We start from the raw sequence: 13434 nt of genomic DNA, 5'->3' as shown, positions 1-13434 counted from the left end.
ATGCATAGCTGACCCACCGCTATCGCAGGCAAGCCAGCTCCCACAGTGGATCTCCATTCAATTCGAGATCCATGCAACACCAGCAACCCACGAATTCTAAGCGGAGCAGTTATGGTTGATCGGCACGACTACGTGGCCCTCGAATGGGTCAAGGGCGACATTGCCGAAACCCTGAAACAGGCCCGTTCGGCGCTCGATGCTTATGTCGAAACAAGCGACCCCGACGCCATCAGCGAGTGTCTGGCCGGCGTGCACCAGGTGCATGGCGCGCTGTTGATGGTCGAGTTCTACGGCGCGGCTTTGTTGGCCGAAGAAATCGAAGCACTCGCCCTAGCCCTGCAAGCCGGGCGCGTCAGCCAGCGCGATGAAAGCATCCGCCTGTTGCAACAAGCCCTCAACCAACTGCCGCTGTACCTCGACCGCGTGCACAGCGCCCGCCGTGACCTGCCGCTGGTGGTATTGCCGCTGCTCAACGACCTGCGCAGCGCGCGCGGTGAAAGCCTGCTGTCGGAAACCAGCCTGTTCAGCCCGCAACTGCTGTCGATTGAGCCGTTGCCCGAAGCCGTGCTGGCGCAACGCACAACGCCTGAGCTGCACGAACAATTGCGCCAATGGCATAGCCTGCTGCAACAAGCCTTGGCCGGTTTGCTGCGCGAGGACCACGGGCCGAGCAACCTGGAGGACATGGCGCGGGTGTTCGCGCGCCTCGAGGCGTTGTGCCAGGGTGCGCCGTTGCTGCCGTTGTGGCAGGTCACCTCGGCGCTGGTCGAAGGCATGCTCACCGGCGTGATCGCCAACAGCCCGGCCCTGCGCAGCCTGCTCAAGGCCAGCGCCAAGCAACTCAAGCGTTTGCTCGCTCAGGGCCTCGGCGGCATCAACCAGTCCGCGCCGGATGAACTGCTCAAAAGCCTGTTGTTCTACGTCGCCAAAGTCACCCGGCCGACGCCGCGCATGCAAAGCCTCAAGGAGCGTTACGGCCTGGACGAGGCGTTGCCGGACAGTGCCGTGGTAGACGCCGAACGCGCGCGCCTGGCCGGGCCGGACCGCAATGCCATGGGCTCGGTGCTGGGAGCGTTGTGTGAAGAACTGGTGCGGGTCAAAGAGCGTCTGGACCTGTTCGTGCGCAGCGACCGCCAGCACACGGATGGCCTCGACGCCTTGCTGGCGCCGCTGCGCCAGATCGCCGATACCCTGGCAGTGCTGGGTTTCGGCCAGCCGCGCAAGGTCATCATCGACCAGTTGGCCGTGGTGTTGAGCCTGGTGCAGGGCCAGCGCGAACCCAATGACGCGGTGCTGATGGACGTTGCCGGTGCCTTGCTGTACGTCGAAGCCACGCTGGCCGGTATGGCCGGCACCGTCGAACCGGAAAGCCGCGAAGAAAGCCGCCTGCCCACCACCGACCTGACCCAGATTCACCAGTTGGTGATCCGCGAATCCTGCCAATGCCTGCGACAAGCCAAGGAACTGGTGATCGACTGTGTTGAAGCCGATTGGGACCGCCAGCGCCTGGAATCCCTGCCGGAGCTGCTGAGCCAGGTACGCGGCGCCCTGGCGATGATCCCGCTGCCACGGGCGGCGAGCCTGATGCGCGGTTGCACCGATTACGTCGACGAACAGCTGATGGCTGGCGACGCCGTGCCGTCCCAGGCGCAACTCGGCCACTTTGCCGATGTGATCAGCAGCCTTGAGTACTACCTGGAGCGCATGCTTCAGGACTCCGACGCTGCGGGTGAAAAAGTCCTGGAACTTGCCACCCAAGGTCTCGCCGCGCTGGGTTATCTGCCCGCCGAGAAACCCTGGCGCCAGGCGCTGGTGGCGCCGGAAGGTGCGTTGTCCACTGACCTTGCGCCCAGCCAATCCCAGTTCGATGCATTGGCCAGCCCGACCTCGCGCCTGAACCCGCCGGCGCTGGTGCGTCCCGGCAGCCTGCTGCCGCCACCGGCGGGCGAAGAGCCCATCGACGACGAACTGCGCGAAGTTTTCCTCGAAGAAACCGACGAAGTCCTCGACGTGCTGCACCGCAACCTGCCCAACAGCAGCGACAAAACCGCCCAGGGCGAAATGCGCCGCGCCTTCCACACCTTGAAAGGCAGCGGCCGCATGGTGCGTGCGCTGGTGCTGGCCGAGCTGGCCTGGGCGGTGGAAAACCTGCTGAACCGTGTGCTGGAGCGCAGCGTGGCCCTCGGCCCTGACGTGCAACAGGTGCTCGATGAGGCCGTGGCCTTGTTGCCGGAATTGATTGCCGACTTCGCCATCGACGACCAACGCCAGCGCGATGAAGTCGACGCCTTGGCGGCCCGCGCCCACGCCTTGGCCAGCGGCACTCAAGTCGCGGACGGCGAGCCCCATGACCCGATGCTGCTGGAGATCTTCCGCAACGAAGCCCAGAGCCATCTGGAGAGCCTCAACCACTTTCTGCAGCAGGCCGCCGAACAGGTGCCGCTGCAAGTCAGCGATGAGCTGCAACGCGCCCTGCATACCCTCAAGGGCAGCGCCTACATGGCGGGCGTGCTGCCGATTGCCGAGCTGGCACGGCCGCTGGACCACCTGACCCGTGAGTACAAGGCGCACCGCCTGCCGCTGGACCTGGATGAGGTAGAATTGCTGCTGGAAGCCGAAGACCTGTTCCAGCGTGGCCTGCGTGACTTGAATGGCGACCCGTTGGCGCCGATCAAGGGCGCCGCCGACCTGATCAGCCGCACCCAGAGCCTGCTGGATGCCCAGCTTCAGGCCCTGCTTGACGCACCGAGCACCGGCCTGCGCATCAAGCGCGACCCACAGTTGATCGCCAACTTCCTGGCCCAGGGCATGGACATTCTGCTCGACGCCGAAAACCTGCTGCGCCGCTGGCAACAACACCCCGGCGAGCGTCAGGAGCTCAGCGCGTTACTGGATGAGCTGACCACGCTGGGGGAGGGCGCGCACGTCGCCGACCTGCACACCATTGATGAGTTGTGCGAAGCCTTGCTCGACCTGTATGGCGCTGTGGAAGAAAGCAGCCTGGCGGTCAGCGAGCGGTTTTTCCATGAGGCCGAGCAGGCCCATGACGCGCTGATCAACATGCTTGATCAGTTGGCGGCCGGGCAGGAAATCAGCCCGGCCCCGGCGCGTGTCGAAGCCTTGCGCGAACTGCTGGACGAAGCGCTGGACCCGTCCGCCACCGGCCTGATCAAAAGCGACGGCAGCCGCGCCTTGAGCATCTCCGAACTGGGTGCCGCCACGGCCAGGCTGGACCATGAAACGGCGATGGATGACGAGATCGTTGAGATCTTTCTCGAAGAAGCCGTGGATATCCTCGACAGCGCCGGGCAGTCGCTCAAGCGCTGGTTGCTCGACCCGGAAAGCCCGGCGCCGCTGTCGTCGTTGCAGCGCGACTTGCACACCCTCAAGGGCGGCGCGCGCATGGCTGAAATCGGCCCGGTGGCCGAGCTTGCCCATGAGTTGGAGTGCCTTTACGAAGGGCTGGTGGATCGCCGTTACAGCTACTCCGCCGAGTTGTCCCAGGTGCTGATGGCCAGCCACGAAAGGCTGGCCCTGCAACTGGATGAACTGCAAGACCACCAGCCTCTGAGCGACAGTGCCGAGCTGGTCGCCAGCGTACGCGCCTTGCGCCAAAACGGTACGCCAACGGTGCCGACACTGGCCCCTGAAACCCAGGGCGCCGACCCCGAATTGCTGGATATCTTCCTCGAAGAAGCCGCCGACATTCTCGACAGCTCCAGCAGCGCCCTGCAGCGCTGGCAGGCCGAGCCGAGCAACCGCCAGGAAGTCGAAACCCTGCTGCGCGACCTGCACACCCTCAAGGGCGGCGCGCGCATGGTCGAAATCGGGCCGATCGGCGACCTGGCCCATGAGCTTGAATTTCTCTACGAAGGGCTGTCTGCCGGTTTGCTCGCGCCGTCGCCCGAACTGTTTGCGCTGCTGCAAGGCTGCCACGACCGCCTGGCGCAGATGATCGATGCGGTGGCGGATGGCTTGCCGGTGGGCTCGGTGGAAAAACTCATCGAGCGCATCAAAAGCCTGGTGCACCCCAGCGATGAAGCGGTAGCGCCCGTGGCATTGCCGGCGGGCAAGGCTGAAGCGGCGGTTGATCCCGGCGCCGACATGGTGAAAATCTCGGCCGATCTGCTGGATGATCTGGTCAACCTGGCCGGTGAAACCTCGATCTTCCGCGGCCGCATCGAGCAGCAGGTCAACGATGCGCGCATCGCCCTCAACGAGGTGGAAACCACCATTGAGCGCATGCGCGACCAGCTGCGTCGCCTCGATACCGAAACCCAGGGCCGCATTCTCAGTCGTCAACAGGCTGAGGCCGAGCGGCTGGGGTATGAAGAGTTCGACCCGCTGGAAATGGACCGCCACTCGCAGTTGCAACAACTGTCGCGCGCGCTGTCCGAATCGGCTTCCGACCTGCTCGACCTCAAGGAAACCCTCGACCGCCGCAATGACGACGCACACAACCTGTTGCAGCAGCAGGCGCGCGTCAATACCGAGCTGCAGGAAGGCCTGATGCGCACGCGTATGGTGCCGTTCGAGCGCATGTTGCCGCGCCTCAAACGCATCGTGCGCCAAGTGGCGGAGGAGTTGGGCAAGGACGTGGAATTCATTGTCGGCAACGCCGAAGGCGAGATGGACCGCAACGTGCTCGAGCGCATGGTCGCGCCGCTGGAACACATGCTGCGCAACGCCGTCGACCATGGCCTTGAGTCGCGCCAGGCACGCTTGCAGGCCGGTAAGCCGGAGAAGGGGCGCATCACGCTGGACCTGACCCACGAAGGTGGCGACATCATTTTCGACATGCGCGACGACGGTGCCGGGGTGCCCTTGGCAGCCGTGCGGCGCAAGGCGATCAAGCGTGGTTTGCTCGACCCGAATCAGGAGATCAGCGACCGCGACGTGCTGCAGTTCATCCTGCAGCCGGGCTTCTCGACTGCAGAGAAAATCACCCAGATTTCCGGGCGCGGCGTGGGCATGGACGTGGTGCACGAAGAAGTGCGCCAGCTCGGCGGCTCGATGGTGATCGACTCGACGCCGGGGGCGGGGGTGCATTTTCGCATTCGCCTGCCGTTTACCGTGTCGGTCAACCGCGCGCTGATGGTGCAGTGCGCCGACGACCAATACGCGATCCCGCTCAACACCATCGAAGGCCTGGTGCGGGTGCTGCCCCACGAGCTGGCGGGGCACTATCAGCAAGACCCGCCGCGCTATGAATATGCCGGCCAGCGCTATGAATTGTTCTATCTCGGCGACCTGCTGCACACCGTCAGCCGCCCGCGATTGCTCGGCCAGTATCAGCCCGTGCCGGTGCTGCTGGTGCAGTACAACGAGCGGCGCGTGGCGGTGCATGTGGACGCCATGGCCGGCACGCGGGAGATTGTGGTCAAGGGCCTGGGGCCGCAATTTGCGGCGGTTCAGGGCTTGTCCGGCGCAACCATTCTGGGCGACGGCCGCGTGGTGCTGATCATCGACTTGCTGGCGCATATTCGCGCCCGTCAGCCGGCGCTGCCTGCGCAAACGGCCGACGCGCCGCTGATCCTCAACGATCCCCTGAAAAAGCGCCCGCTGCTGGTGCTGGTGGTGGACGATTCGGTCACCGTGCGCAAAGTCACCAGCCGCCTGCTCGAGCGCAACGGCATGAACGTGCTCACCGCCAAAGACGGCATCGACGCCATCGCTCTGCTCGAAGAACACACCCCGGACCTGATGCTGCTCGACATCGAAATGCCGCGCATGGACGGCTTCGAAGTGGCGATTCAGGTGCGCAACGACCCACGGCTGATGCGCCTGCCGATCATCATGATCACCTCACGCACGGGCCAGAAACACCGCGACCGCGCCATGGCCATCGGCGTCAACGACTACCTCGGCAAGCCGTATCAAGAGTCGGTGCTGCTGGAAAGCATCGCCTACTGGAGCAAGTCCCATGCTTGACCACCGCACCCGGCAACTCACCGGCCTGCTGCTGCCATTGGCCGACCGCCACCTGGTGCTGCCCAACGTCGCCGTCGCCGAGCTGATCGACTACCAGCGCGGCGAACCGGCCAGCGATGCGCCGCCGTGGTATTTGCGGCAAGTGACGTGGCGGGACCGGCAGTTGCCGTTGATCAGTTTTGAAGCGGTGTGCGGCGAGTCGATTGTCACGGGGGAACGTTCGCGGATCGTAGTGCTGAACGCACTGGGGGGGCGGCCGACGTTGAAGTTCATTGCGCTGGTGATTCAGGGAATTCCGCGGTCGTACAAGCTCGACAGCCAACTGAGTTATGTAGACGTGCCGCTGTGCCCGCTGGAGCTGGCGGCGGTGCAGGTGGGCGAGCATGTGGCGAAGGTGCCCGACCTCATGGGGCTCGAAGCCCTGCTGGTCGAATCCGGCCTGGCCTGACGCTAAGCCTTGTGGAGATCTCATGTGGGAGCTGGCTTGCCTGCGATAGCGATCTGTCAGTTGAAGCTTCCCTGGCTGACCCACCGCCATCGCAGGCAAGCCAGCTCCCACATTTGGTCCTGTGCGCCTGTCAGGTTAAGCGATCGAATGTCTGAATGTGGTGGAGTTGCTGTAGGTGAATTCTTAACCCGGATTCGGTGGGATGTTCAGTCCCAGGTGAGGTGCTAGGTTCTGCGCTCCTCACCGCCAGCAAGGACTCGCAGATGGCCATCTTCTTAATGCCACGCCTCAAGCACATTTTGCAAAATAGCTTACTCGTGGTTTGCCTTATCTATATTGGCAGCAGTTGGATCCTGTCATCCGGCAAACCGGATCTGGACGAAATTGTGTTGAAACACTCCCTGGGTAACGGCACTTCTATCTATGGGGCGCGAGATAGCCAAGGGGGTGCGACGGTGGGCTTTTCCTACCGGTATTACGTCCATAAAGACTTGGCAAGTGATCAGGAAATACTCGCTGCATTGGTGTCGGCATATCCCTTTCTCAAAACCAAGGAGCCGGATGTGCAAGTGACTGATGAGGAGGGTGGCCTGCATCTTGTTATCAGGGGAGAGGTGTATGAGTACCACAGCTATGCGCTGGAGGGGTTAGGTAAGGTCAAGGTGATAATGGCGTTGTGAAGGCGCCGCCTTCGGATTTTTCCCGCAAGATTTCGCGCTGTGCATGAACTTGTTGTGGGTAGGCAGGGCGACTAGTTTTAATCCCGTCATCGAAAAACGGCTGATCGTGTCCACACGCAGCGAAGGAATGCATCCAGTGGCCCGCATTCAGGACTGAGCCTTGCGCTGGCTGGCGGGACGCGGAGCGTCCCAGGCGGCATTCCCACGCAAAGCGTGGGAACGATCAAACTACAGGGACCACCACCGAACCAATGTGGGAGCTGGCTTGCCTGCGATAGCGGAATATCTGTCGACAATTTCATGGCTGACCCACCGCCATCGCGGGCAAGCCAGCTCCCACATTTTTAATCTTCGTTCGGCAAAAGTCCGTTTTTGCTGATAGTCCGTTACTGCAACCGTAACGATCCGCCGCCGCGCTTGATTGATGCCCCGCTGATTCACTCCTAAGGTAGCCCCACGACACCAACCCCCGTGGAGCCACCATGACAACACCCATCACCCCCGATTCGCGCTGGACGCGGCGGCGCGACGAGAAGCAGCGGCGGCTCGGGCGGGTCAAACAGTATGCAGACGGGGCCGTGTTGCCCAGCGACAAGATCGTCGAGGCCCTGGAAGCCCTGATCCTCCCCGGCGACCGCGTGGTGCTCGAAGGCAACAACCAGAAACAAGCCGACTTCCTGTCGCGCTCCCTGGCCAAAACCGACCCGGCCAAGCTCCACGATTTGCACATGATCATGCCCAGCGTCGGCCGTTCCGAACACCTGGACCTGTTTGAAAAAGGCATCGCCCGCAAGCTGGATTTCTCTTTCGCCGGCACCCAGTCCCTGCGCATCAGCCAGTTGCTCGAAGACGGCCTGCTGGAAATCGGCGCGATTCACACCTACATCGAACTCTACGCGCGGCTGGTGGTGGACCTGATTCCCAACGTGGTGCTCTCCGCCGGTTTCATGGCCGACCGCGCCGGAAACATCTACACCGGTGCCAGCACCGAAGACACCCCGGCGCTGATCGAACCCGCCGCGTTCAGCGATGGCATTGTCATCGTGCAGGTCAACCAGTTGGTGGACGACGTGTCCGACTTGCCCCGCGTCGACATCCCGGCAAGTTGGGTGGATTTTGTGGTGGTGGCCGACAGGCCGTTCTACATCGAGCCGCTATTCACCCGCGACCCGCGGCATATCAAGCCGGTGCATGTGCTGATGGCGATGATGGCGATCCGTGGCATCTACGAAAAACACAATGTGCAGTCGCTCAACCATGGCATCGGCTTCAACACCTCCGCCATTGAATTGATCCTGCCGACCTACGGCGAATCCCTTGGCCTGAAGGGCAAGATCTGCCGCAACTGGACCCTCAACCCCCACCCGACCCTGATCCCCGCCATCGAAAGCGGCTGGGTGGAAAGCGTGCATTGCTTCGGCACCGAACTGGGCATGGAAAACTACATCGCCGCGCGGCCGGACGTGTTTTTCACCGGCCGCGACGGCTCGATGCGTTCCAACCGGATGTTCTGCCAACTCGCTGGCCAATATGCGGTGGACCTGTTTATCGGCGCCACCCTGCAAGTGGACGGCGACGGGCATTCCTCCACAGTCACTCGTGGCCGCCTTGCCGGTTTTGGTGGTGCGCCGAACATGGGCCATGACCCGCGCGGCCGTCGCCATGGCACCCCGGCGTGGCTGGACATGCGCCACGACGACGCCCCGGAAGCCCTGCTCGAACGCGGCAAAAAGCTCGTGGTGCAAATGGTCGAAACCTTCCAGGAAGGCGGCAAGCCCACCTTTGTCGACACCCTCGATGCCGTGGAAGTGGCGCGAAAAAGCGGCATGCCCCTGGCGCCGATCATGATCTACGGCGACGACGTGACTCACCTGCTCACGGAAGAAGGCATCGCCTACCTCTACAAGGCGCGCTCGCTGGAAGAGCGCCAGGCCATGATCGCCGCCGTCGCCGGCGTGACCGCCATCGGCCTGCGTCACAACCCAAAAGACACCGCGCGCATGCGCCGTGAAGGCTTGATCGCCTTGCCCGAAGACTTGGGCATCCGCCGCACCGACGCCACCCGCGAGCTGCTGGCCGCCAAGAGCGTGGCCGACCTGGTGGACTGGTCCGGCGGCCTGTACAACCCGCCCGCCAAGTTCAGGAGCTGGTAAATGCGCGCCCTCAAACTGCATGAACTCAGCCTCGCGGATCGCCTGGCCGACCTGGCCGTCGAAGCGTTGATCGACGAGGCGGACTTGTCGCCCAAACCTGCCCTGGTGGACCGTCGCGGCAACGGCGCCCACAGCGATTTGCACCTGGGCCTGATGCACGCCTCGGCGCTGTCGCTGTGGCCGATGTTCAAGGAAATGGCCGAAGCGGCCATTGAATTCGGTGAAGTCGGATTGCCCCTGCGCGAAGCCCTTGGGCGAATCGGCCGCGAAGGTGAAGAGGCGATGCTCGCCACCACCCAAGGCGTGAATACCCATCGCGGCGCCATCTGGGCGCTAGGCTTGCTCACCGCAGCGGCTGCCCTGGCACCTCGCGCGGTCACGCTGACTGCGGCAAAACTGGCCTTGCTCAACGACCGCTATGCGCCACAACCCATGAGCCACGGCGCGCAAGTTGCCCAACGTTACGGCGCACGCGGTGCCCGTGAGGAAGCCCAGCTCGGTTTCCCGTCGGTGGTGCAGCGCGGCCTGCCGCAACTGCGTAAAAGCCGTCTGCAAAACAGCGGCGAACAGAACGCCCGGCTGGATGCACTGCTCGCCATCATGACCGAGCTGGCCGACACCTGCGTGCTCTACCGCGCAGGCCCTGAAGGCATCAGCGCGATGCAACTCGGCGCGCAAGCCGTACTCGACGCGGGCGGCAGCGCCACCCTCGCCGGGCGCCGCCAATTGCACGAACTCGACCAGCAATTACTGGCCCTGAATGCCTCCCCCGGCGGCGCCGCCGACCTGTTGGCCGCCTGCCTGTTTATCGACCGCCTCGACGGAGCGTTTTGATGGAAACCTTATCCTTTGAATTCCCCGCCGGGCAGCCGCCCAAAGGCCGCGCACTGGTGGGTTGCGTCGGCTCGGGCGACCTTGAAGTGCTGCTGGAACCGGGCACGCCGGGCACGCTGACCATCCAGGTGCAGACCTCGGTCAATGGCGCCGAACAACGCTGGCAACATCTGTTCGAGCGCATGTTCCTGGAGCAGACACCGCCGGCGTTGAACATTGATATTCACGATTTCGGCGCCACCCCCGGCGTGGTGCGTTTGCGCCTGGAGCAGGGTTTCGAGGAGATCGGCCATGACTGATTTGCGGGCTAAACACAGCTTCGTCGAACTCGGCGCGCGGCAACGGGCCAAGGCTTTGCTGGACGCCGGTACCTGCCGCGAACTGATCGACCCGTTTCAACGCGTCATGTCGCCGTGGCTGAGTCGCCAGGGCGTGGTGCCACAGGCGGATGACGGCGTGGTGATCGCCAAGGGCAGCATCGACGGAAAACCCGTGGTCATCGCCGCCATTGAAGGCAATTTTCAGGGCGGCAGCCTCGGCGAAGTGGGCGGCGCAAAAATCGCGGGCGCACTGGAGCTGGCGGCTGAGGACAACCGCAAAGGCGTGCCGACTCGCGCAGTCTTGCTGCTGGAAACCGGCGGCGTACGCCTGCAGGAAGCCAACCTCGGCCTGGCGGCGATTGCCGATATCCACGCGGCGATTGTCGACCTGCGCCAGTACCAGCCGGTGATCGGCGTGGTGGCGGGCAGTGTCGGTTGTTTTGGTGGCATGTCCATCGCGGCGGGCCTGTGCAGCTATCTGGTCGTGACTCGCGAAGCACGTTTGGGCCTCAATGGCCCGCAAGTGATCGAGCAGGAAGCCGGGCTGGACGAGTACGACTCCCGCGACCGGCCTTTCATCTGGAGCCTTACCGGCGGCGAGCAACGCTTCAACAGTGGCCTGGCCGACCGCTATGTGGCGGACGATGTGGCGCAAATCCAACAGACCGTCACCGAACTGCTGGAGCAAGGTTTGCCGACTCAACAACGCAGCCGCCAGGCCGATTTCTACCTCGCGCGTTTGGCCGAACTCGACGCCACGCCGCAGATCGACCCGGCGACGGTGCGCGCGCTGTATCAGGGAGAACGCTCATGAGAGGCTTGCAGTGGTTCAACGCATTGAGCGCTGGCGCAACGCCGGTTGAGGGTTTGCCGGACTCGCTGAAAGTCGCCGATGGCGTATTGGGCGAACAGGCGGTGCGTTTTATTGCCGTGGTCACCGACCCGCAAAACCGCTTTCCCCGCGCCCGCAATGGCGAGGTCGGCTTGCTCGAAGGGTGGGGCCTGGCCAAAGCCGTGGATGAAGCCATCGCCCGTGGCGACAAGCGCCCGATCATCGCCATCGTCGACGTGCCGAGCCAGGCTTATGGTCGTCGCGAAGAGGCCCTCGGCATCCATCAGGCCCTGGCCGCCGCTGCCGACAGCTACGCCCGTGCTCGGCTCGCCGGGCACCCGGTGATTGCGCTGCTGGTGGGCAAGGCCATGTCCGGCGCGTTCCTCGCCCACGGTTACCAGGCCAACCGCCTGATCGCCCTGCGCGACCCCGGCGTGATGGTGCACGCCATGGGCAAGGCGTCGGCCGCGCGGGTGACCTTGCGCAGTGTCGAAGAGCTGGAAGCCCTGGCCGCCAGCGTGCCGCCCATGGCCTATGACATCGACAGCTACGCCAGCCTCGGTTTGCTGTGGGAAACCTTGTCGGTCAGCCAGATTGAACAGCCCACGTCGGACGACGTGGCGCGGGTGAGTGATTGCCTGCTGAATGCGATCAAGGATATCGATGGCCGCGACTTGAGCGGCCGCCTCGGCGCCGCCAACCGCGCGGCTTCCAGCCATGTACGCCAACTGTTGCGGGAGCAATGGTGAACGCCCACGACTTGCTCTGGGGCATGACCCCGGCGCACCTGCCTGCCGAGGCGCCGGCCTGGGCGGTGCAGGCGGTCGGCGCCGGTCAGCCGGTGGTGGTGCGGCGCGCCGTCGCTGAACCTGGCTGTGTGGCGGTCGGCGTGCGCGGGCGTTCGCGTGATCAACGCTTCGCCGCCGTGATGCCGCTGGCGAGTGTGCTGCGCTGCGTCACGCCGGAAGCGTTGCGTGACGTCCTGTCACCACGGGATTTACCGGCGGTGCGCGCGCTTGCCGTGTTGCGGCCTGTGCTGGCGAACAGAAGCTGGGGCGTGACGGGCAGCGCAGGGTTTGAACTGGCCACGGGCATCGAGGCCTTGCACCCACAGAGCGATCTGGATTTGATCCTGCGCACCCCCGAACCGCTGACGCGTGCCGATGCTCGGGATTTGCTGGCCATGCTCGACACAGCGCCTTGCGCCGTGGACCTGCAAGTGCAAACGCCTTTCGGCGCCGTCGCCTTGCGTGAATGGGCCGGTGGTTCGCGGCGGGTGCTGCTGAAAACCGCCAGTGGCGCGCATTTGGTACTCGACCCGTGGCAGGCCGCGGCATGAGCAGCCTTTTGGTGTTTCCGGGGCAGGGCGCGCAACGGCCGGGCATGCTCCAGCAGTTGCGCGCTGATGTGCTGGAGGAAGCCAGTGATGCCTTGGGCGAGAACGTTCGCGCACTGGATTCTGCACAGGCGCTGACGAATACCCGTGCGGTTCAGTTGTGCCTGTTGATTGCCGGCGTGGCCCATGCCCGCCTGCTGCACCACACGCCGGATTATGTCGCGGGCCTGTCCATCGGGGCTTATCCGGCGGCAGTAATCGCGGGCGCGCTGGACTTTGCCGAGGCGGTGAAGCTGGTCAGCCTGCGTGGCGAGCTGATGCAAAGCGCTTATCCACAGGGCTATGGCATGACAGCGTTGATAGGCCCTGATTTATCCACAGTCGAAAGACTGCTGGTGGAAATCCACAGCCCCGAAACCCCGGTGTATCTGGCCAATATCAACGCCGACAACCAGACCGTTATCGCCGGCAGCGACGAGGCCATGCGGCGCGTCGCCGACCGCGTCAAAGGCAACGGCGTCGCCAGGCGCCTGGCCGTGAGTGTGCCGTCCCATTGCGCGCTGCTGGAGCAACCGGCCCAGGTATTGGCGCACGCCTTTGTCACGCTCAAGCCGCCGCGTATCACCTACCTGAGCAGCACCCGCGCACGGCCCATCCACAACCCTGAGCAGTTGCGCGACGACCTGGCCTTCAATATGTGCCGCGTCGTCGACTGGCGCGGCACCGTGCAAAGCGCCTATGAGCGCGGCGTGCGCCTGCAAATCGAACTGCCGCCGGGCGCGGTGCTCACCGGCCTGTCACGCCGGGTGTTTGAACAAGGCACGGTGATCGCCTGCGAAGGCGCGCGCCTGGACACTTTGCAGGCCCTGCTGCAAGAGGAGGAGCGCCGCCACCGATAAA

Annotated in this window: 10 protein-coding genes; all 10 read left to right on the top strand. The window is 64.1% G+C overall.

Annotated features, from left to right (window positions below; genetic code table 11):
- Positions 1–111 precede the first annotated feature (111 nt).
- Positions 112–5931, top strand: a complete 5820-nt coding sequence (locus ATI14_RS04800) for an Hpt domain-containing protein (protein WP_080520149.1) — start codon at positions 112–114, stop codon at positions 5929–5931.
- On the top strand, positions 5924–6379 hold the full coding sequence (locus tag ATI14_RS04795; protein ID WP_016972938.1) for a chemotaxis protein CheW: 456 nt from the start codon (positions 5924–5926) through the stop codon (positions 6377–6379). Before ATI14_RS04800 ends, ATI14_RS04795 begins: the two co-directional genes overlap by 8 nt.
- Before the next feature lie 263 nt (positions 6380–6642).
- Positions 6643–7059 (top strand): hypothetical protein, encoded by a 417-nt coding sequence (locus tag ATI14_RS04790; protein ID WP_016972937.1) that lies wholly within the window; start codon positions 6643–6645, stop codon positions 7057–7059.
- 482 nt (positions 7060–7541) lie between these two features.
- Positions 7542–9212, top strand: a complete 1671-nt coding sequence (gene mdcA, locus ATI14_RS04785) for a malonate decarboxylase subunit alpha (protein ID WP_016972936.1) — start codon at positions 7542–7544, stop codon at positions 9210–9212.
- On the top strand, positions 9213–10046 hold the full coding sequence (locus ATI14_RS04780) for a triphosphoribosyl-dephospho-CoA synthase (protein WP_017254809.1): 834 nt from the start codon (positions 9213–9215) through the stop codon (positions 10044–10046).
- Positions 10046–10345, top strand: coding sequence for a malonate decarboxylase subunit delta (locus ATI14_RS04775; protein ID WP_016972934.1), 300 nt, complete (start codon positions 10046–10048; stop codon positions 10343–10345). The genes ATI14_RS04780 and ATI14_RS04775 overlap by 1 nt, the downstream gene beginning before the upstream one ends.
- Positions 10338–11180 (top strand): biotin-independent malonate decarboxylase subunit beta, encoded by an 843-nt coding sequence (locus tag ATI14_RS04770; protein WP_017254808.1) that lies wholly within the window; start codon positions 10338–10340, stop codon positions 11178–11180. Before ATI14_RS04775 ends, ATI14_RS04770 begins: the two co-directional genes overlap by 8 nt.
- Positions 11177–11947 carry a biotin-independent malonate decarboxylase subunit gamma gene (gene mdcE / locus ATI14_RS04765; RefSeq protein WP_016972932.1) on the top strand — a complete coding sequence of 257 codons (771 nt, stop codon included), beginning with the start codon at positions 11177–11179 and terminating at the stop codon, positions 11945–11947. The genes ATI14_RS04770 and mdcE overlap by 4 nt, the downstream gene beginning before the upstream one ends.
- Positions 11941–12537, top strand: coding sequence for a malonate decarboxylase holo-ACP synthase (locus ATI14_RS04760; RefSeq protein ID WP_016972931.1), 597 nt, complete (start codon positions 11941–11943; stop codon positions 12535–12537). The genes mdcE and ATI14_RS04760 overlap by 7 nt, the downstream gene beginning before the upstream one ends.
- A complete protein-coding gene (gene mdcH / locus ATI14_RS04755) occupies positions 12534–13433 on the top strand; it encodes a malonate decarboxylase subunit epsilon (protein WP_016972930.1) in 900 nt (299 codons plus the stop codon). The genes ATI14_RS04760 and mdcH overlap by 4 nt, the downstream gene beginning before the upstream one ends.
- Position 13434: the final 1 nt, after the last annotated feature.

The sequence above is a fragment of the Pseudomonas tolaasii NCPPB 2192 genome (assembly GCF_002813445.1).
GTDB classification, from domain to species: domain Bacteria; phylum Pseudomonadota; class Gammaproteobacteria; order Pseudomonadales; family Pseudomonadaceae; genus Aquipseudomonas; species Aquipseudomonas tolaasii.
The sequence above is the reverse complement of the archived record's forward strand: the minus strand, read 5'-3'. Positions and strand labels throughout refer to the sequence as shown.